At 68.5% G+C, this 19,668-nt stretch carries 15 protein-coding genes and 1 pseudogene; 3 read left to right on the top strand and 13 right to left on the bottom strand.

Going from position 1 to position 19,668, the window contains the following annotated elements; translation table 11 throughout:
• Nucleotides 1-6 precede the first annotated feature (6 nt).
• From ACQE3C_RS09900 to ACQE3C_RS09845, 12 genes and pseudogenes are all read right to left on the bottom strand, one after another.
• Entirely contained in the window at nucleotides 7-531 is a 525-nt protein-coding gene (locus ACQE3C_RS09900; RefSeq protein ID WP_434539057.1) for a peroxiredoxin family protein, read from the bottom strand.
• Between the two features lie 98 nt (nucleotides 532-629).
• A complete protein-coding gene (locus ACQE3C_RS09895; RefSeq protein WP_434539016.1) occupies nucleotides 630-1,574 on the bottom strand; it encodes a cytochrome c biogenesis CcdA family protein in 945 nt (314 codons plus the stop codon).
• Complete coding sequence (locus ACQE3C_RS09890) at nucleotides 1,564-1,878, bottom strand: glutaredoxin (protein WP_434539015.1); 315 nt, start codon at nucleotides 1,876-1,878, stop codon at nucleotides 1,564-1,566. Before ACQE3C_RS09890 ends, ACQE3C_RS09895 begins: the two co-directional genes overlap by 11 nt.
• Before the next feature lie 47 nt (nucleotides 1,879-1,925).
• Entirely contained in the window at nucleotides 1,926-2,246 is a 321-nt protein-coding gene (locus tag ACQE3C_RS09885; protein ID WP_434539014.1) for a metal-sensitive transcriptional regulator, read from the bottom strand.
• A 28-nt stretch (nucleotides 2,247-2,274) separates the two neighbouring features.
• Nucleotides 2,275-5,046 carry a heavy metal translocating P-type ATPase gene (locus ACQE3C_RS09880; protein WP_434539013.1) on the bottom strand — a complete coding sequence of 924 codons (2,772 nt, stop codon included), beginning with the start codon at nucleotides 5,044-5,046 and terminating at the stop codon, nucleotides 2,275-2,277.
• A 200-nt stretch (nucleotides 5,047-5,246) separates the two neighbouring features.
• Entirely contained in the window at nucleotides 5,247-5,471 is a 225-nt protein-coding gene (locus ACQE3C_RS09875) for a glycosyl hydrolase family 65 protein (protein WP_434539056.1), read from the bottom strand.
• 110 nt (nucleotides 5,472-5,581) lie between these two features.
• Nucleotides 5,582-8,314: pseudogene (locus tag ACQE3C_RS09870) on the bottom strand (beta-phosphoglucomutase family hydrolase); the annotation flags it as partial.
• A gap of 44 nt (nucleotides 8,315-8,358) precedes the next feature.
• Entirely contained in the window at nucleotides 8,359-9,237 is an 879-nt protein-coding gene (locus ACQE3C_RS09865) for a DMT family transporter (RefSeq protein WP_434539012.1), read from the bottom strand.
• Between the two features lie 88 nt (nucleotides 9,238-9,325).
• Entirely contained in the window at nucleotides 9,326-11,797 is a 2,472-nt protein-coding gene (locus ACQE3C_RS09860; RefSeq protein WP_434539011.1) for a heavy metal translocating P-type ATPase, read from the bottom strand.
• Nucleotides 11,798-11,861: 64 nt separating this feature from the next.
• Nucleotides 11,862-12,914, bottom strand: a complete 1,053-nt coding sequence (locus ACQE3C_RS09855; RefSeq protein WP_434539010.1) for a type II glyceraldehyde-3-phosphate dehydrogenase — start codon at nucleotides 12,912-12,914, stop codon at nucleotides 11,862-11,864.
• 80 nt (nucleotides 12,915-12,994) lie between these two features.
• On the bottom strand, nucleotides 12,995-13,273 hold the full coding sequence (locus tag ACQE3C_RS09850) for a metal-sensitive transcriptional regulator (protein WP_434539009.1): 279 nt from the start codon (nucleotides 13,271-13,273) through the stop codon (nucleotides 12,995-12,997).
• A gap of 67 nt (nucleotides 13,274-13,340) precedes the next feature.
• Entirely contained in the window at nucleotides 13,341-16,136 is a 2,796-nt protein-coding gene (locus ACQE3C_RS09845; protein ID WP_434539008.1) for a heavy metal translocating P-type ATPase, read from the bottom strand.
• Between the two features lie 282 nt (nucleotides 16,137-16,418).
• On the opposite strand from ACQE3C_RS09845, the gene ACQE3C_RS09840 reads away from it, so the two are divergent.
• Complete coding sequence (locus ACQE3C_RS09840; RefSeq protein WP_434539007.1) at nucleotides 16,419-17,228, top strand: prolipoprotein diacylglyceryl transferase; 810 nt, start codon at nucleotides 16,419-16,421, stop codon at nucleotides 17,226-17,228.
• A gap of 5 nt (nucleotides 17,229-17,233) precedes the next feature.
• Nucleotides 17,234-17,668: a hypothetical protein gene (locus ACQE3C_RS09835; RefSeq protein ID WP_434539006.1), complete on the top strand. Its 435-nt coding sequence runs from the start codon at nucleotides 17,234-17,236 to the stop codon at nucleotides 17,666-17,668.
• A 79-nt stretch (nucleotides 17,669-17,747) separates the two neighbouring features.
• On the opposite strand, the gene merA is transcribed toward ACQE3C_RS09835, so the two are convergent.
• Nucleotides 17,748-19,187 carry a mercury(II) reductase gene (merA, locus tag ACQE3C_RS09830; RefSeq protein ID WP_434539005.1) on the bottom strand — a complete coding sequence of 480 codons (1,440 nt, stop codon included), beginning with the start codon at nucleotides 19,185-19,187 and terminating at the stop codon, nucleotides 17,748-17,750.
• A 72-nt stretch (nucleotides 19,188-19,259) separates the two neighbouring features.
• On the opposite strand from merA, the gene ACQE3C_RS09825 reads away from it, so the two are divergent.
• Entirely contained in the window at nucleotides 19,260-19,649 is a 390-nt protein-coding gene (locus tag ACQE3C_RS09825) for a heavy metal-responsive transcriptional regulator (RefSeq protein ID WP_434539004.1), read from the top strand.
• The last annotated feature ends 19 nt before the right edge of the window (nucleotides 19,650-19,668 follow it).

Here is a 19,668-nt window from a genome sequence, read left to right as displayed (position 1 = left end):
TCGGCGTCACAGCCGACTCGTGGCCTCCTGCAGCAGCGAGCCCGGTTCGAGCCACATGGACGGGTAGTTGCCGTGCCACAGCTTGTTCCCGTCCTCGTCGATGAGGACGAATCCGTGACCCGGCAGGCCGGGGTGCATCCCCTTGTCGAGGGTGTCGTAGGCCTTTGACACGGTGCCATCGTCCAGCAGGTACGGGGTGGTGACCGAGAAGGTGTCCAGGTCGGGCTGGATCTGCTCGCGGGTGTTCATCACGATCGGCAGCACGACGATTCCAGCCTGCTTGAAGCCGGGCTCCTTCTCGATGGCCGCCATCTGCTGCGTGCACGAGCCGCATCCGGCGCCTTCATTGAAGTACAGCAGCACCGGCTTGCCCCGATAGTCCGACAGCGACACGGTCGTGCCAGCCGTCGTGGCGAGGCTGAACCCGGGTGCCTTGCCCGAGGCCTCACCCTGTTCGGGCTGGGCACTCCACAGGCCATAGGTCACGATTCCGATGATGGCCAGGGTGACGACGCCGGTGACGAGCCGCATCCACACTTGCAGACGCCTCTGGCGCGACGCCTGCTGGACCTGCAATCTGTGAAGGCGGTCTCGTCGGCTGATGGTGGTGGTGTCCTTGGTTGGCATGGTCAGTCCCTCACTGTAGCTGTGGTGTCGTGGCAGGACGGTGCTTCCGCTGCCGTGGTGTCCGGTCCGGTGAGCGGGGCCGGACGCCGCCTGTCACGCAGGGTGAACCAGACGAGCAGGCCGACCAGCATCAGCAACCCGATGCCCAGGAGCGGCTCGGGCACCGGGGACAGCCACCGCAGAGTGGTCTGCGCGGCCCCGGTGACCCCATCGCCGGCTGCCCGCTGGAACCAGTTCCCCGATCCCGTCATCGTCGCCGCGCCCGCCAGCGTGATCACCCACACGCCCATCACGATGAAGGTGACGGCCACCAGCAGGTTCACCGTGTTGGTGCGCAAGGTGCGGCCCGCCACGCTCAGCCGAATCGGGCGGGCCTTGCCCCAGCCCCGTTCCCGGACTCGCGCCGCGTCCCACACCAGCGCCATCACGAACAGCGGCACGACCATGCCGAACACGAAGGCCAACCCCAGCAGCAGCCCACCGGCCGGGTTACCGGACAACGCCGACAACGTCATGACGCCGGCCAGAACAGGGGCGCAGCAACTGGACGCGATGCCCGAGAAGACGCCGAGGCTGAAGAACGTGGCGGTATCACCGCGGTTAGCGTCCGGGGCCCGCAGCACCGACGGCATCGACCACATCCGCCCGCTCAGGGCCAGCAGACCAAGCCCGATCATGAGCAGTCCGCCAGCCCAGTAGAGCACCTGATGGTACTTCGCGATGGCGCCAGCCAGCAGGCTCACGCCGAGGGTGATCGGGACGAGGACGAGGGCCAGGCCGCCGGCGAAGACGAACGTGAGTGGCAACAGGCGCCAGCGGTTGTTCTTCACCGCCGCTGCCAGGTAGGACGGCGCCAGGAAGACGATGCAACAGGGCGCGAACAGGGCGACTGCACCGGCGAAGAACGCGGCCAGGATGCTGCCGGTGGCGAGCAGCTCAGATCCCATGAACCGCACCTCTCGAGGCGAGCGCGCGGTCCAGCTTCCGGCGCGGCATCCTGCCGGAACTGAAGAACGCGCCGTCCAGCAGGACGAGGGGGAACATCTGGGGCCGGTGTTCCGACAGCAGTACGCGTCCTCGGTCGGAGTCGGCGGGCACCACGTCGAGGTGCAGCACTCCGCTGGCCGCGCGCTCGTCCAGATCCGCGTGGGTGTCCTCGCACCAGTGGCATCCCTCGCTGGTGACCAGGGTGATGGCCGGGCGCGTGGCGATGGCTGTGTCGCGGACGGGTGGTGCTGGATGACGATTCACGCTCACCATGCTTCATCGGTCTGCTCGGACAGGCGATCAAGCGAGGGTCAAGATTCGATCAGGGTGGGTGTGACTTCGGTCACGGCTCCGGGTGGGTGGAGCAGCCCCGCGATCGCGAGCGCGGCCTCGTGCGTTTGCCCGGCCAGCTCAGAAGCATCAATGTTTGGGCGCGACGCACATCGGTGAAGGTGCTGGTGAAGGAGTTTCAGAGCCAGCGAGTCGAGCGCGTGGGTGACGGCGCTTACCTGCGTGAGGATGTCGACGCAGGGATCGTCCCTGCTGATCATGAGGGCCAGACCACGGACCTGGCCCTCGATGCGGCATAGACGGGCGATGAGCATGCGCCGGTCCGTTCCAGAGTCGGGCATGCTCATCGCCTATGTCGCTTGGTGGGGATCAGTGGTGACTGCCGCTCACGTGCCCGTGAGCGTGCTGGTGGGGATCAGCGTCGAACGTCGCGGCGCAGTGGTCGGAGCAGAAGTAGAAGGTGGTGCCCTCGTGCTCCCGCTGCGCGGCTGCTGTGGAGGGATCGATCTTCATGCCGCAGATGGGGTCGACGACCTTGCTGGAGTCATGCTTCTTCTTGCCAAACAGGGACATGGTTGCTTCCTTTGGGTTGGGTTGGGTGTGGCCGGTAGAGGGGGTCGCGCCGCCGATCTCGACGATGGGCGGGTCAGCGCTGAGGTTCTGGGTGGCCGCGCCGAGGGAGTGTGGTGTCCATCGGCGCAGACGGTTGGCGTTGGTGACCACCGACAGGGAGGACAGTGCCATGGCTGCGGCGGCGACCATGGGGCTGAGCAGGATGCCGAAGAAGGGGTAGAGCAGGCCGGCTGCCACCGGGATGCCCAGGGTGTTGTACAGGAACGCGAAGACCAGGTTCTGCTTGATGTTTCGCATGGTGGCCCTCGACAGGTCGACTGCGGTGACCACACCGGACAGTGCGCCGGAGATCAGGGTGATGTCGGAGGACTCGATGGCCACATCAGTGCCGGTGCCGATGGCCGAGCCCACGTCTGCCTGGGCGAGGGCCGGGGCGTCATTGATGCCGTCGCCGACCATGCCGACGATCTTGCCCTCGTCCTGCAGGCGGCGGACCTCGGCAGCCTTGTGGGCCGGCATGACTTCTGCGACCACGCGACGGATTCCCACCTGGGTGGCGATGGCGGCGGCAGTGGCCCGGTTGTCGCCGGTCATCATGATGACCTCAATACCGCGCTCCTGCAGGGCTGCGACGGCGTCGCGGGACCCGTCCTTGATGGTGTCGGCGACGGCCACGATGCCCGCTGGTAGGCCATCGACGGCAACCAGCATCGGGGTCTTGCCGTCGGAGGCCAGCGCATCATGCAGAGCCAACAGCACGTCTGAGGGGACGCGGGACTCGTCGAGGAGGCGACGGTTGCCCACGAGGACCTCGTGGCCGTCGACGACGCCACGAACGCCCTGTCCGGTGATCGAGTCGAAGCCGGTGACCTCGGCCAGGGTGAGCCCGCGGTCAGTCGCGCCGGTGATGATCGCGGACGCCAAGGGGTGCTCGGAGCTCTTTTCCACGGCGGCGACCCAGGCGAGCAGGCGGTTCTCATCGATCCCCCCGACGGTGGCGACGTCGGTGAGGGCCGGCACACCCCGGGTGATGGTGCCGGTCTTGTCGAGAATGATCGTGTCGAGCTTGTGGGCGGTCTCCAGGGCTTCGGCGGAGCGGATCAGGATTCCGTGTTCGGCTCCCTTGCCGGTGCCGACGGTGATCGACATCGGGGTGGCGAGGCCGAGGGCGCACGGGCAGGCGATGATCAGCACCGATACGGCTGCGACGAGGGCGAACACGAAAACAGGTGGGGGACCGACGAGCAGCCAGATCGCCAGGGTCCAGACCGCGATGATGATGACAGCGGGCACGAAGTAGCTGGACACCTTGTCCACCAGGCGTTGGATGGGGGCCTTGGACCCCTGGGCTTCGCGGACCAGTTTGATGATCTGGGCGAGCAGGGTGTCGGAGCCGACCTTGGTGGCCGTGTAGCGCAGCGCACCAGTCGCGTTGATGGTGGCCCCGATGATGGGGTCACCGACGGACTTGGCGACGGGGATGGATTCTCCGGTGACCATGGACTCGTCGACGGCGGAGGATCCGCTGACGACTTCACCGTCGACGGGCATCTTCTCGCCCGGGCGGATGAGGATAACATCGCCGACGACGACATCCTCGACGCGGACCTCGACTTCGGTGCCGTCGTCGCGCAGGACGCGCGCAGTGCGGGGCTGCAGCCCGATGAGTTTGCGGATCGCCTCGCCGGTGCCGGCCTTCGCCTTCGTTTCGAGAAGCCGGCCCAGCAGGATCAAAGTGATGATCACACCCACAGCTTCGAAGTACACGTGACGCAGCTCCACGGGAAGGACGCCAGGTACAAAGGTGACGAGCAAACTGTAGCCAAATGCCGCGACAGTCCCGAGGGTGATCAGCGAGTTCATGTCCGCGGTGCGGTGCGACAGGGCACGCCACCCGACGCGGTGGATCGGCCACCCCGACCAGAGCATCACCGGGGTGATCAGCGCCAGTTGCAGCCATGGGCTCATCAGGACCTCAGGCACCCAGGTGGCGCCGAACAGCTCGACGGCCATCACCGCGATCAGCGCCGGGGCGGTGAGGATCGCGCCGATGATCACCCGGCGGGTCAGGTCCCGGATCTCCGCAGCCCGCTCCGCCTCATCGTCATCGGCGCCGTCCGCCGACAGTCCGGCCACCTCCGGAGAAGCGGTTTCCACCTGACGCTCCGGTGTGGTGCTGGATGCTGGGGTGGTGTGGGCGTCACCGGTGACGCGAATCAGGCCGGAGATCATGTTCATGCCGCACGCGAACCGGAACTCACCAACCTCGGTGGGGGTGAACTCGACGGCGGTCGTCCTGTGCGCGGGAAGACTCGCGTTGATCTTGAAGTCCGGCATCACCACACGCGAGGTGCACTCACCCCCCTCTTTACGGTCGAACAAGATCCGCACAGGCATCCCGGGGCGCACCCCGTCGATCACCCCGGGGCTGTAGCCGCCGTCGACGGTCACATCGACTACCTGGACACCGTCCTCGATGCGGACCCTGCCGGCCCGTTTCGGACCGAAGAAGAACCACAACAGCAACCCGGTCAGGACGACCGCCCCACCTATGATCAGCCAAAGCATCACAATCTCCACTTCCCCTCGACTCCCACCCGGTTACCCCGGGGGGGTATATCCCAAGGGTAGACCTCGTGATGTCCGGAAGCGACCCCGATGGGGTCAGGTTTCGGTCAAGATCCCGGCGGCTGGGGCTCCTCGTCGGGCCTGTCCCGGCCCCCGCCGTACTGGAACAGGCGGCTCTGGCCGCCCACCAGGGTGGCCGATTACTGGGCGACCCGCACCGACACCGTGGAGTTGGCCGCGCACGGGTCGGCTGCGACGCGCGCCCCGTCGGGGTCGAGGTCCACGAGCAGGCGTTGCCCGCGGTGCTGGACCTGGAAGCCAGCCGCACCCAGTCCCCGCGGCAGGAGCGGGTCGAGATGCACGCACTCACCGTCCGTGCGGCAACCGGCGAAGGCCCGGGTGATGATGTCGAGGGTGCCGGCCATGGCGCCGAGGTGGATACCCTCCTGGGTCGTCCCGCCCTGGGTGTCGTCGAGGTCAGCGGCCAGGGCCTCCCGGAAGGTGGCCCACCCGCGGCCGGGTCCATGCGGGCGAGTACGGAGGCGTGCACGACCCGGCTGAGGGTGGACCCGTGCGCCGTGCGGGCGAGGTAGTAGTCCACAGTGCGGATTAGCGCCTGCCGGGTGGTGGGGTAGCCGAGCCGGTCGAGCATGCCGAGCAGCTGGTCCGGCCCGAGGAGGTAGACGAGCATGAGGGCGTCGGCCTGCTTGGCGAGCTTGTACCGGTTGGTCGAGTCCCCTTCCGCCTCGAGGATGAGGGCGAGGCGCCCGATGTTGCCGTACGTGCGCCGGTAGCGGTCCCAGTCCAGCTCGGCCAGGTCCTGATAGCCGGCGAACTGCGCGCTGATGCCGTCGGGCAGGAACGGTACGGCCAGGCGCCGGCTCACGCGCTCCCAGGCGCCCGGCTCCTCCGAGCGGACGCCGAGGCGGGCGTGGACGTCGTCGCACTCGTGGCCGGCGACGACGGCGAGTACGTCGACCGCCCGCCGGCACACCCACGCGGCCATGACGTTGGTATAGGCGTTGTCGACGAGGCCCTGCCCGGGGGTGTCGGGGTAGCCGTCGTGGTACTCGTCCGGGCCCATCACCCCGCTGATGTGGTATCGGTCGGTGGCGGCGTCGTGGCTGGCGAGGGCGGTGAAGAAGCGGGCGACCTCGATGATGAGGTCGGCGCCCCGCTCGGCGAGCCAGGTGACGTCGCCGGTGGCCTGGTAGTACTCCCAGGCGTTGACCGCGACGGCAAGGCTGACGTGTCGCTGTCGGCGGGAGTTGTCCGGCATCCACCGGCCCGAGCGGGTGTTGAACAGCTCCACGGGGGTCTCCTCGCGCCCGTCGCTGCCGGACTGCCAGGGGAACATCGCCCCAATCAGGCCCGCCGCGGCGGCCGCCCGGCGGGCGGCGTCCAGGCGTCGCCAGCGGTAGTCCAGCAGGCCGCGACTGACCTGGGGCAGGTGGGCGGTGAGGACGGGCAGCACGAACAGCTCGTCCCAGAACACGTGCCCGCGGTAGCCTTCGCCGTGCAGGCCGCGGGCCGGGAGACCGGCGTCGAGCTCGGCGGTGTGCGCGGAGAGCGACTGCAGGAGATGAAAGACGTGCAGGTTGATCACCAGCCGGGTCTGGGTGTCGGCGTCCAGCTCGATCCTGAAGCGCTTCCACAACCTCGCCCACGCCTCCTCGTGCTGGGGGAGGAGGTCGTCGAACCCACCCGGGACCGTGGTCAAGGCGTCGAGCGCCGCCAGCGTCGGGGAGGCGATGGCCCGGTCCCGGGAAGTGAAGATCGCGGCCGTCTTGTCGATCACCACCGGTGAGCCGTCGGTGAGCCTCACGGTCAGCACGTGGGTGAAGAGCTCCCCGTCCTGCTCAGCGGCGCCCACCGGCGCGGACCCTCCGACGCTGGTTCGGGTCGCGGTCGCGATCCTCATCTGACTCTGGGTGGTCTCCACCTCGACCACCAGGGTGCCCGACCTGTTCTCCTCGGCACCGGTGGTGCGCAGGTGGCGGCTGGCCAGCGCGGCGTACTCGGCGACGTTGGCGTTGACCACCTCCGCGTCGATCCCTGACCGCACCTGCACGGTCCCGTCCCACCCCTGCGCCACGAGCGTGGTCTCCAGTGCCGCCAGGTGGGGCCGGGCCATGGACACCATGCGGCGCTGGGTCAGGCGCAGTCGGCGCCCGGCGGCGTCGGTGAGCACCGCGGTGCGGGTGAGGACCCCCCGGCGCAGGTCCAGCTCACGGCGCTCGCGGGGGGTGGTGAGGCCGCCGGCGGACCACCACGCGCCAGCGTCGATGCGCACGTCCAGCGGCAACCAGTCGGGCGCGTTGACCAGGTGCTCGTCCTCCATCTGCCGGCCGTGGACCGACGACACGAGCCGGTTGTAGACCCCGGCCAGGTAGGTGCCGGGATAGTGCACGCCGTCTGCCGCGCGCTCCGGGGCCGCACCCCGAGTGCCGAGATAGCCGTTACCCAGGGTGGTCAGCGCCTCCCGGTGCCCCTCGTGGGCAGGGTCGAACCCCTCGTAGACGAGCGTCCAGGGATCCGCCCGCAGCGCCCCGAGGTCGAGCTGCCCAACGTCCTCAACGACGACGTGCGCCCCGGCCGCCTCCAGCTCGGCCCGCTGCCCAGCTCGAGCCACCCCGACCACCAAGCCGAATCCGCCGCGCCGGGCCGCCTGGACACCGGCCACGGCGTCCTCCACCACCGCAGCGCGGGCTGGGGCGACCCCGAGCTCGCGGACTGCCTGCAGAAACATGGCCGGGTCGGGTTTGCCCGCCAGGCCCAGCTCGGCAGCGCGTTCGCCGTCCACGACGACGTCGAAGAGCCCCTGCAGGCCGGTCGCGGCGAGCAACGCGTCCGCGTTGCGACTAGCGGTGACAAGCGCCACGGGCACGCCGCCAGCCCGCAGCCGGTCGAGAAGGTCCACTGTGCCGGGAAAGGTCTTTGCGCCGCGCTCGGCGAGCAGGTCGAGATAGAGTTCGTTCTTTCGCGCGGCCAGACCGTGCACGGTCCACGCCCCCGCCTGGTCCTCCACCCGCCCGAGGGGCAGGTGGATGCCGCGGGCGGCGAGGAAGTCGGCCACCCCATCCTCTCGTGAGCGCCCGTCGACGTACCGGCGATAGTCCCGCACGGCGTCGAAGGGGTCGTGCGGTCCGCCCGCCCGAGGGTCGGGGAGCACCGCCTCGAAGAGCTGCCGCCATGCGGTGGCGTGCAGAGTGGCGGTGTCTGTCACGACGCCGTCCATGTCGAAGACGACCGCCTCCTGGGGCGGCACCGCCCCGGTCGGGGCAGGCGCCGCTGTGGATGGTGTCGGGTGTGTCACGGTTTTCCTTCGGTCTGCAAGCTGTCCGCCGCTGCCGCAGGCGCGGTGGTTCGGTGTGGTGGTCGCAGGGTGATCCACATTGCCGCCAGCACGGCGAGGAGCCCGGCCGCGGTCCACCTGCCCGGCCGTTCACCCAGCAGGACAGTGGCCAGGATGATGCCAAGGACGGGGGTGAGAAAGGTCCACGTGGTCAGGGTGTCCAGACGGCTGCGGCGGGCCTCGGCGAACCACGCCACCGTTGTCGCCGCGGTGCCCACCAGGGCCAGGAACGCAAGAGATAGGACGAAGCGGGGGGTCCAGGCGATCACAGGTGCGCCCTCCACGGCCGCGGCCAGGACCGCCAGCGCCACCCCACCGATGACCAGGTGCCAACCGGAGGCGGTGACCAGGTCCATTCCAGTGAGCCGGCGGGAGAGCAGGGTGCCGGCGGTCACGGCGACCGCGGACAGCAGCGACAGGACCGCGCCGCTTCCCCCGCCGCCGGGCAGCGCGACCAGGACCAGCCCGGCGAAGCCGACGACCAGGGCGGCCGCCGTCCGGGTGGAGAGCCTCTCGCCGTAGAGCCACCAGGCCGGTAGGAGGATGAGCAGGGGTTGGGCGTTGGCCAGGACTGCGGCAGTGCCGGTCGCGCCGCCCGCGACACCGCCGAACATGGTGGCGAAGGCGAGCGTGACGTTCAGCAGGCCCAGCACCGTGATCAGCCACCACGCACGAGCGCCACTGGGGGTCCGGCGGCGCTGGACGGCGCCCAGGGCCAGCAACGCAGCGCCGGCCACCAGCGCACGCAGCGCGGCATACCACAGCAGCGGCGCGTCGCGCAGACCCCACTCGATCGCGACGAAGCACGCAGCCCAGGCCGCGGTGATCCACAACATCCGCCACGGCTTCGGCTGCCGGGGTACTGCTCCGGCCGCCGAAACGGCCGGAGCAGTGGTGGCGACGGGGATGTCCACGCCTGTCCTCTCAGCGGACGCCGGCTGGGAGCGGTGCGGCCGGTTCGGGCGCCCGGACGGCACGCTGGGGTGCTCCCGGGGTTTGTTGGGCGGGAAGGCGGAGCCGCTTGAGCAGCAGGGCGTTGATCGTGACGATGACCGTGGAACCAGACATTGTCAACGCTGCGATCTCCGGACGCAGCATCAGACCAAAGGCGGGGTAGAACACCCCTGCCGCGATGGGCAGCGCAAAGACGTTGTAGCCAATCGCCCAGGCCAGGTTCTGTCGTTCCTTTCGCACGGTGCCCTTGCCGATGCGCAGCGCGACGGAGACGTCCAACGGATCGGAGCGCATTAGGACGATGTCGGCTGTCTCGATCGCCACGTCCGTCCCGGCCCCGATCGCGATGCCGATGTCGGCCTGGGCAAGAGCCGGGGCGTCATTGACGCCGTCCCCGACCATTGCCACCGTCTTGCCAGCCTGCTGCAGCTCGGTGACCTTCTGAGCCTTGTCCCCGGGCAGCACCTCGGCGATGACGGTGTCGATACCGAGTTGCTCGGCGATGCGCCGAGCGGTGGCCTCGTTGTCGCCGGTGAGCATGGCCACCTCGATCCCGGACTCGTGCAGGGCCGCGACGGCCGCGGCCGCCGTGTCCCTGGCGGCGTCGGCCAGCGCGATGACACCCACTGCACGCCCGTCCACCGCGACCATTACCGCGGTGCGTCCGGAGGCGGCCAACTCGTCGCGCCGCCCGGCCAGGTCGCCCAGGTCGACATCTTCGGTGGTCATCAGACGCAGGTTGCCCACCAGTACCCGGCGGCCGTCGACCGTGGCAGTTGCCCCATGGCCGGCGACGTTGAGGAACTCGCTGGCTGAAAGCACGGGAACGCCGAGCCCAGCGGCGTGGCTGTCGATGGCTCGAGCCAGCGGGTGCTCGGACTCGCGCTCGACCGCGGCGACCAGAGCCAGCATCTCCTGTTCACTCATTCCTGCCGCGATGACGTCGGTGACCTCCGGTTCGCCCTTGGTCAGGGTGCCGGTCTTGTCCATCACCACCGTGTCGATCTTCGCCGTCCCCTCCAGGGCGGTGGCGTTCTTGAACAGCACCCCCCGCTTGGCGCCCAGTCCGGTGCCGACCATGATCGCCATCGGTGTGGCCAGGCCCAGGGCGTCGGGGCAGGTGATGACCACCACGGTGATCGCGAACAGCATCGCCAGGGGCACACCGACGCCGGCGAGCATCCACACGGTGAAGTTCAGGGTGCCGCCGATGAGGGCGACGAACACCAGCCAGAACGCGGCGCGGTCGGCCAGGCGCTGACCCGGGGCCTTGGAGTTCTGGGCTTCCTGGACCATCTTCACGATCTGCGCCAGCGCGGTGTCGGCCCCGACCTTGGTGGCCCGGGCCCGCAAGGTGCCGGTGGTGTTGATCGAAGCGCCGATCACTTCGGCGCCGGGTGCCTTTTCCACCGGCATGGACTCTCCGGTGACCATCGACTCATCGACCTCGGACTCGCCCTCCTCCACCATCGCGTCGGTGGGGATCTTCGATCCCGGCCGGATCAGCAGCAGATCACCGACGACGACCTCGGCGGTGGGTACCTCCACGGGCTGGCCGTCACGGATCACGAGGGCCTGGGAGGGGGCCAGTTGCAGCAGCGTGCGCACCGCGTCGTTCGCGCCGCCCCGGGCCCGCATCTCCAGCCAGTGCCCCAGCAGCACGAAGGTGGTCAGCACGGTGGCCGCTTCGTAGAAGACCTCACCGCCGCCGGTGAGGGTGACCACCAGACTGTAGAGCCACCCCGCTCCCACACCGACCGCCACCAGGACCATCATGTCCAGCGTTCTGGCTCGTAGTGCCCGGCAGGCGCCGTCGAAGAAGATCCACGCGGAGTAGAAGATCACCGGCAGCGACAGGATCAAGGTGAAGACGTCGTCGCGCAGCCCGAACGCCAACGGCGGGTTCAGCCCCAGGACATCGCGCCCGAGCGGGGACCAGATCGTGATCGGGACAGCCAGGATCAGGGCGACGAGGAACCGGTTACGCATGTCGCGGACCATCTCCTCCATCGACCCGCCATGGCCGCCGTGGCCCATTGCCGCCTGCGCGGAACGGTCCAGTTCCTCGCCATCCCCATGGCCGCCGTGCGCCTCGTGCCCGGCGTGCGCCTCGTGGCCCCCGTGCCCGGGCTGGGCCTGGTGGCCGGCATGCGCCTCGTGTCCGGCGTGGGCGTCGGTTGCGGCCGGTTCCGCCATCGGGGCGCACATGTGTTCTGGCATGGACTGCCCGGCGCAATGGTAGCCACAGTCGTTGACCCAGCCCACCAGTTGGACCACCGACGTCGTGTCTGAGTCGTAGGTGACCGTCGCGGTCTGGGAGGCGGCGCTTGCTTCGACCGCCAACACGCCGGGGCGGCCCAGCAGCGTCTTCTCGATGACAGGCTCGGAGGTGGCCCAGTGCAGGCCACCGACCTGCAGGACCGTCGTGTGTGATGTGGTCATGATCGTCTCTTTCCCGGCCGCACGGCCGTGATGGAGGTGCCGGTCGGAGCCCGCACCGCTGGTGTCAGTGGATCACGGGAACAGGGCTGGGGAGGAACTCGCGGCGCATCCCGAGCACCTTGTCGGTCAGCGCCATCGACGTTGCACCGTCGACAGCGGTCTGGGTCAGGGCTCGGATCGCGTCGATGTTCTCGGGGATGACGATGGCTTCGTTGTTGACCTGGTAGGTCAGGTAGGCCTCGTTCCCCTCGACGGTCAGGACGTCCTCCCACACCGCGACCTCCCACATGTCACCGCGGGGCCGGCCCAGGTCGCTCATCAGCTCGACGGTGGTGTTCAACGCGGTCAGGCCGTCGGCCATCCGGATGAACGCGATTCTGGGTGCTGCCCGCAACGCGTCCAGGACCTCTTCGCGGGTGGTGGGGCGGGTCAACTCCAGGGTCCAGAAGTGGTTGTGGGTCTGGGTGTGGGCTGCCTTGGCGGCCATGGTGACCACGTCCAACTCCGGAAGGACAGTGCGTGCATCGGGGCCCTGGTGGGAGGGGATGGACCCCTCGGGGACCACGGTGTTCATGATCCCGCGCTGGTGGGACTGGGCCGGGTCGGTGGCCCGCCTGATCAGCACCCCCCGAGCGCGGGCGAGCAGCCCCGCATCGTGCACCGCACCGAGCACCCGGACGATGCTGGTGGTGTTGCAGGAGACCACCCGGGTGGCCTGCAGACCCAGGGCGGTGGCGTAGTTTGCCTGGGCGACGAACGAGTGCCCGGTGGTGGCATGGGACTCCCCACCCTGGAACACGGCCTTGACCCCGGCCGCGCGGTAGATGTCCAGGTTGGTGGCGGCGACACTCTTGGGGGTGGTGTCGACCACCACATCAGCCCGGGCGAGCAGCTCGGCCAGGGTGCCGCGAACCGGCACCCCGGCCTCGGCCATGGCGGCGCCGGCGGGTTCGGTGGCGGCGAAGACGGGGATGCCTCGCTCGGTGGCCGTGCGCACGCGCCAGTCGCTGGCCACGTCGGCCACCCCCACCAGGTCCATGTCGGGCATGGCCCGCACCGCGTCGGCCACTCGTTTGCCAATCACACCGTAACCGTTGATGGCTACTTGGACGTTCATCTCAGTTCTCCTTCGTTTCGTTGTTCGGTTGGCCCACGGCGTGGTGAGCCAGTCTGTGCGGGTCGGGGGTCTCGCCCTGCTCAGCTGCGCACCAGGCGTGCGATCGCGTCGGAGGCTTCCTTGAGTTTGACCTCCTGCTGCAGCTCGCCGGCCCGTGCGGCGTCCAGCAGGCAATGGGCCATGTGATCCTCGAGCAACACCAGGGCCACGCTCTGGAGTGCCCGGGAGGCGGCAGAGACCTGGGTGAGGATGTCGATGCAGTACTGATCGTCCTCCACCATGCCCGCGATGCCGCGGACCTGGCCCTCGATCCGGCGCAGCCGGATCAGCAGCGCTCGTGTGTGCTGGTCGTTGGTCATGCTGATCGCCTCCGGGGATCGGTCCGGGGCGCACCGGATGATGCCGGTGCGCCCGGGGTTGTGGGGGTCAGGGAGCCATCGCGGTGGCATATTGGGCAGGGTCTGCGCGGAATGTCTGGGCGCAGTGGGTGGAGCAGAAGTGATAGGTCAGGCCCTCATGCGTGGCGGTTTCGGCCGCGGATGCGGGGTCGATGCTCATCCCGCACACTGGGTCGGTGGCCTTTTCAGAGCTCTGGGACATGGTGTTCTCCGTTTCTTGTTCGTCGTCGTGCCAGACCTCCACCACTGGGTCGGCGGCGAGGGCGTTGGTGACCTCGGGGATGGGCCGAGGGGTGAAGGCGCGCAGCCGGTTGGCGTTGGCCACCACCGACAGGGAGGACAGTGCCATCGCGGCCGCGGCGATCATCGGGCTGAGCATCAGGCCGAGCGCGGGGTAGAGCACCCCGGCGGCGATCGGGATGCCGATCGCGTTGTACATCCACGCGAAGACCAGGTTCTGCCGGATGTTGCGCATCGTGGCTCGGGACAGGTCCACCGCGGTGACCAACCCGGACAGTGCGCCGGAGATCAAGGTGATGTCGGAGGACTCGATCGCCACGTCGGTACCCGTGCCGATCGCTGAACCGACGTCGGCCTGGGCCAGGGCGGGGGCGTCATTGATGCCGTCACCGACCATGCCCACCACGCGGCCCTCACCCTGGAGGCGCTTGACCTCGGCGGCCTTGTGCTCGGGCATCACCTCGGCCACCACCCGGGTGATGCCGACCTGGCGGGCGATGGCCGCGGCCGTGGCCCGGTTGTCCCCGGTCATCATCACCACGTCAATGCCGCGCTTCTGCAGGGCGGCGATGGCGGCCACAGACCCGTCCTTGAGCGTGTCGGCCACGCCGATCACTCCCGCGAAACGCCCGTCGACGACGGCGAACATCGGGGTCTTGCCGTCCGCGGCCAGACGGTCGGCCGCGTCGGTGCGCGGCTGCACACCAACACTGCCCAGAAGGCGCCGATTACCGACCAGGACCTCCCGGCCCTCGACGAGGGCACGGACACCCTGCCCGGTGACCGAGTCGAACGCGGCCACTTCGGGAAGTCGCAGGCCGCGGTCCTTGGCACCAGCGACGATGGCGCTGGCCAGCGGATGCTCCGAGGAGCGTTCCACGGCCGCGACCAGGGTCAGCAACTCGATGTCGGTGAAGCCCTCGGCGGGCAGCACGTCGGTCAGGGCCGGGGCCCCCTTGGTGATCGTGCCAGTCTTGTCCAGCACCACAGTGTCGATCTTGTGGGCCGTCTCCAGCGCCTCGGCCGACCGGATGAGGATGCCCGAAGTGGCACCCTTGCCGGTGCCCACGGTGATCGACAGCGGTGTGGCCAGCCCGAGCGCGCAGGGGCAGGCAATGATCAGCACGGAGACCGCGGCGACCAGGGCGAAAATGAGTGCCGGTGTGGGACCCACGAGAGCCCAGACCACGAACGCCCAGATCGCGACGACCATCACCCCGGGCACGAAGTAGCTGGAGACCTTGTCCACCAGGCGTTGGATCGGAGCCTTGGAGCCCTGCGCCTGACGCACGAGGGTGATGATCTGGGCCAGCATCGTGTCCGCGCCGACCTTGGTGGCGGTGTACCGGAAGGAACCGGTCTGGTTGATGGTGGCACCGATGACCTCATCGCCGGCGGCCTTCGTCACCGGGATGGGTTCCCCGGTGACCATCGACTCATCCACCGCCGAGGTACCCTCCACAACCTGCCCGTCCACCGGCAGCTTCTCGCCGGGGCGGACCACGACCACGTCACCGGCGATGACCTCGTCAATGGGAATCTCCAACTCCTGGCCGGCGCGCACCACCCGGGCGGTGCGCGGCTGCAGACCGATCAAGGTGCGAATCGCTTCCCCGGTGCCCGCCTTGGCCTTGGTCTCCAACAACCGGCCAAGCAGGATGAGGGTGATGATGACACCGACCGCCTCGTAGTACACCTCCCGGGTCTCCGGGGGCAGCAGTCCCGGGGCGAACGTCACCACCAGGCTGTAGCTGAAGGCGGCGATCGTACCCAGGGTGATCAGCGAGTTCATGTCCGCAGTCCGGTGGGACAAGGCGAGCCACCCGGTCTTGTGGATCGGCCAGCCGGTGTAGAACATCACCGGGGTGATCAGCGCCAACTGAACCCAGGGGTTCATCAACAGCTCCGGAACCCACATCGCGGAGAAGAACTCCACCGCCATGACAGCCAGCACCACCGGCAGACTCAACACAGCCCCCAGCAGTACTCGCCGGCGCAGGTCGGTGATCTCGGCGGCCCGCTCCTGCTCCTCGGCGTCCTCCTCCGGCGCCACCCGCGGTGACACCGTCACCGGTCGTGGCGGGTCCTCTGCGGTGAAATCATCATGGGACATGGCTCCGGCCACCTGCTCACCGTGCCCAAGCTCCCCGTACCCGACCCCATCCCGGTCCGGCCGTTCGGCCACGGCAACCGCAGTGCCGCCCTCGGCCCCGGCGACGACCCGCACCCGGCCCTGGAGCATGTTCATCCCGCAGGCGAAGCCGTACTCCCCGCTGGAGGTGGGGGTAAACTCCACCGCGGTGACGGTGTTGGCCGGCAGGCTCTGGTTGATCTTGAAGTCAGGGAACATCACCCGCGAGGAGCAGTCCCCGCTTTCCTGCCGATCGAACAACAACCGCACCGGGACCCCGGCCTCGACCTCGATGAGATCGGGGCTGTAACCGCCCCTGACTGTCACCGTCACTTCCTGCACACCGTCGGCGACTTCCGCGCGGCGCGACTTCTTCGGGCCGAAGAAGTACCAGATCAGCAACGCGGTCAGCACGACACCGCCGATGATCATTGACCAATCGAGCACATTCATGACTCACACCTCCGTGGATGCTCATATACCCCTACTGGGTATGGCTGCCATACAAGCATGGGCATGTGAACATGCTCCGAAGAACCATTCAAGAATCCATGAAGACATCTGCAGAAGACTGCGGAGGTTGCGTCGAGCATCACACCCGCGCCGCCGAAGTTCTTGACCAAACCTTGTCCGGCTCGCACCTGTGCCTTCATCTGACCGGGTGACTCTTGGACATTGAGGCCGTCGCGGCCAACCCGCGGTGCCCTGACAAGTCTCGATCCAAGGGAGTTCGCTGTGTGGCCGGAGCTGTTTTCGATATTCGGTGTGGGAATTCAGTCCTATGGGGTGAGCAAAGCACTGGCCCTACTGGCAGGTGCCTTCCTCCTGGGCCGCGCCTTCACGCGGCTGGGCTTTGACAAGGACCTTGCCCACTCCATCGCCGTCTGGGCGACCGTTTGGGGCTTCGTCGGTGCCAAGGTGTACTTCGTCGTCGCGAACCTGGACAATTTCAGTTGGCATGACCTCGGTGGGTCGGGCTTCGTCTGGTACGGCGGTCTGATCGGCGGAGCCATTTCGGTGGTGGTGATGACACGCCGCCATGGTCTGCCGCTGGCGCTGGTGGCGGGGGCGATGGCGGCGCCCCTGTCGGTGGCCTACGGCATCGGCCGGATTGGCTGCTTCCTGGCCGGTGATGGCACCTACGGCAAGCCGACAGATCTGCCCTGGGGGATGGCCTTCCCCAATGGTGCTGTGCCGGTGGACGTTCCCGTGCATCCGGTGCAGTTGTACGAGGCGGCCGGGGCATTTCTGATTGCTGGCGTCCTGTGGGCGCTGGGGCGCCGACTGCGACCAGTGGCGGTCTTCGGGTCCTACCTGCTTCTCAGCGGCGCGGCTCGTCTGTTCGCCGAGGTCGTGCGGGTCAACCAACGCGTCCTGTTCGGTCTGACCGAAGCGCAGCTCATCGGCCTCGGCAGCGTCGTGATCGGCGTCGTCCTCATCCTCGGCGGTGTTCGCCCTGACGCCGACCCAGGCCATGACGCCGACCCAGTCGTCGCAGGCGAAGCGCAATCCGCTGTCCTCGGCCCAGAACCCGTGGGGCGGTGAACGTCATGGACACGAGCATTGGCACCGCTGCTGCGGCGTCAGGCTCTGGTCGAGGATTCTGGGGCGGCCTGTGGGCCGGGACGAGAGCGGTCATCGGAGCGTTGATGGGGCTGGCTCCGCACGTGATGCATCACATCGGGTTCCTGGCCGGCGCTGCGATCCTGACCGGCTTCTTCGGCAACGCGGTGTTGTACGTGGCCGGCTTGTTGTTGAGCATCCCGCTACTGCGACGGTTGCGTCGCCGGTTCGGCAGCCTGGCTGCCCCGGCGATCGGGATGGTGGTGTTCACCGGGTTGTTCGCCCTGTCCGCATTCGTGATCGGCCCGCTGTTCAACCCGGCCGCCTCCACCGAGCCAGGCACGCCTCCATCGGGGGTCAGCCCCAGCGCGACCAGCTCCGAGGACCACGCCGGGCATCACAGCGCCTCGCCCCCCACATAACCAACCGCCTCATAGCTTCACAAGCCCTGATCGCGTCTCGGTCAGGTTGCCGCCTGGCCTGAGGAGTCCGCCTGCCGCGTCATCCGGCACAGCAGGAGAGCCTGGCGACGTCAGCGGTGAAGGACTGAGCCGTGAGTTTGAGGCCTTCGGCCATGGTCAGGTACGGGCTCCAGAGGTTTGCGACCTGGTCCACGGTCATGCCGGCCTCGAGCATGTAGACACCGGCAGCCGCAATGTCCCCGGCATGCTGCGCTACGGCTGTGATCCCGAGGATGCGGCCGGTGTCGGCGTCGGTGACCATCTTGATGAGACCGCGCGTGTCCCTCTCCACGATGGCGCGCGGCACGTGCTCCAACGCCATGACGCGGCAGTCGCACCTGATACCAGCCTCGCGGGCCTGCTTGTCCGTCATCCCGACGGCGGCGAGGGACGGGCTTGTGAAGATGACGCGGGGAACGTGACGGTAGTCGATTCGGCGATTGGCGTCCATGAGGGCGTTGTTGACAGCGAGGGTGCCGTGGGCGGCGGCCACGTAGACGAACTGCGGGTGGCCGGTGACGTCGCCGGCAGCCCAGATCTGCGGGTTGGTGGTGCGCAAATGATCGTCGACGACGACCTCGCCGTGGTCGCCGACCTTGACCCCGACTGCCTCCAGGCCGAGCGTTGCGGTCACCGGCCGTCGACCGGTGGCTACGAGCAGTTCGGCGGCCCGCAGTATCTGGCTGTCGCCGCCGATCGTGGTGGTGACAACGACTTCACCAGAGACCGCGTCGCGATGCACTGCCGTCGGGACTGCTCGACGGATCACGCGGATGCCCTCGTCGGCCAGGACCTCCTGAAGGGCCTGAGAGGCTTCGGGTTCTTCGCCCGAGGCCAGGCGCGAGCGGACCAGCATGGTCACGGTGGAGCCCAGGCGGGCGAAGAGCTGGGCCTGCTCGAGCGCGACGGATCCGCCGCCGATGACCAGAAGGGACTCGGGGACCCGGCCGAGCTCCATCGCGGTCGTTGAGGTCAGGTAGCCGATGTCTTCAAGGCCGTCGACCCGTGGTACCCACGGTGCGGCGCCAGTGGCGATGAGGTACTGGTCCGCGTGGACTGTCCAGCTCGAGCCGTCTGCCGAGGTGATCTTCAACCGCGGGCTCTCGGCAGCGCCGTAGAAGGCAGCGTCGCCTCGGTGCAGGTCCCAGCCGTAGTCGGCGGCGAGATCAAGGTACTTCTTGCTTCGCAGGGTACCGATCAATTCGTCCTTGCCGGCGATCAGGGCGGCCATGTCGACCCGGCCTGCAGTGGCGGTGAGGCCGGGGAATCGGGCTGCGTCGAGTGCCACGTGCCGGGCTGCCGCGGCTGCGAGCAGCGCCTTGGACGGAACGCAACCGGTGTTCACGCAGGTGCCGCCGATGGTGCCCCGCTCGATCATCGCCACGCGCTTGCCGAGGTTGGTGGCGCGGATGGCCGCGGCAAACGCGCCGCCACCGGATCCGATCACTGCCAAGTCGTACGTGGTGTCCATGGCCTTCATGTGGGCCTCCCTCTCGTCGCGACTATCATTGACCTTCCAGTGCAGTGGAAGGTCAAGGGGAGGATGGTCTGCATGCGGATCGGTGAGGTGGCCCAGGCGACCGGAACCACGACGAAGACCCTGAGGTTCTACGAGCAGGCTGGGCTACTGCCTGGCACGGAACGCACCACCGCCGGGTACCGCGACTATGGCGAAGAGGTGCTCGGTCGCCTCGACTTCATCCGCCGGGGCCAGGCGGCGGGGCTGACCCTTGCCCAGATCGGACAGGTGCTCCAGATCCGCGACGGCGGCCGGGCCCCGTGTTGGCACGTCAACGACCTGCTGGCGACCCGCCTCGAGGACATCGATCGGCAGATCGCCCAGCTGCAGGAGTTGCGCGCGACGGTCGTCCGTCTGCTCGACGACGCCGGCGCTGCAGACCCCGCCACCTGTTCGCCCGGGCAAGTCTGCCGGTACCTGTGAGCCCTTGATGCTGACTCCC

Source organism: Aestuariimicrobium sp. Y1814, assembly GCF_050113895.1.
GTDB lineage: Bacteria > Actinomycetota > Actinomycetes > Propionibacteriales > Propionibacteriaceae > Aestuariimicrobium.
This window is presented reverse-complemented; position numbering and strand designations above follow the sequence as displayed.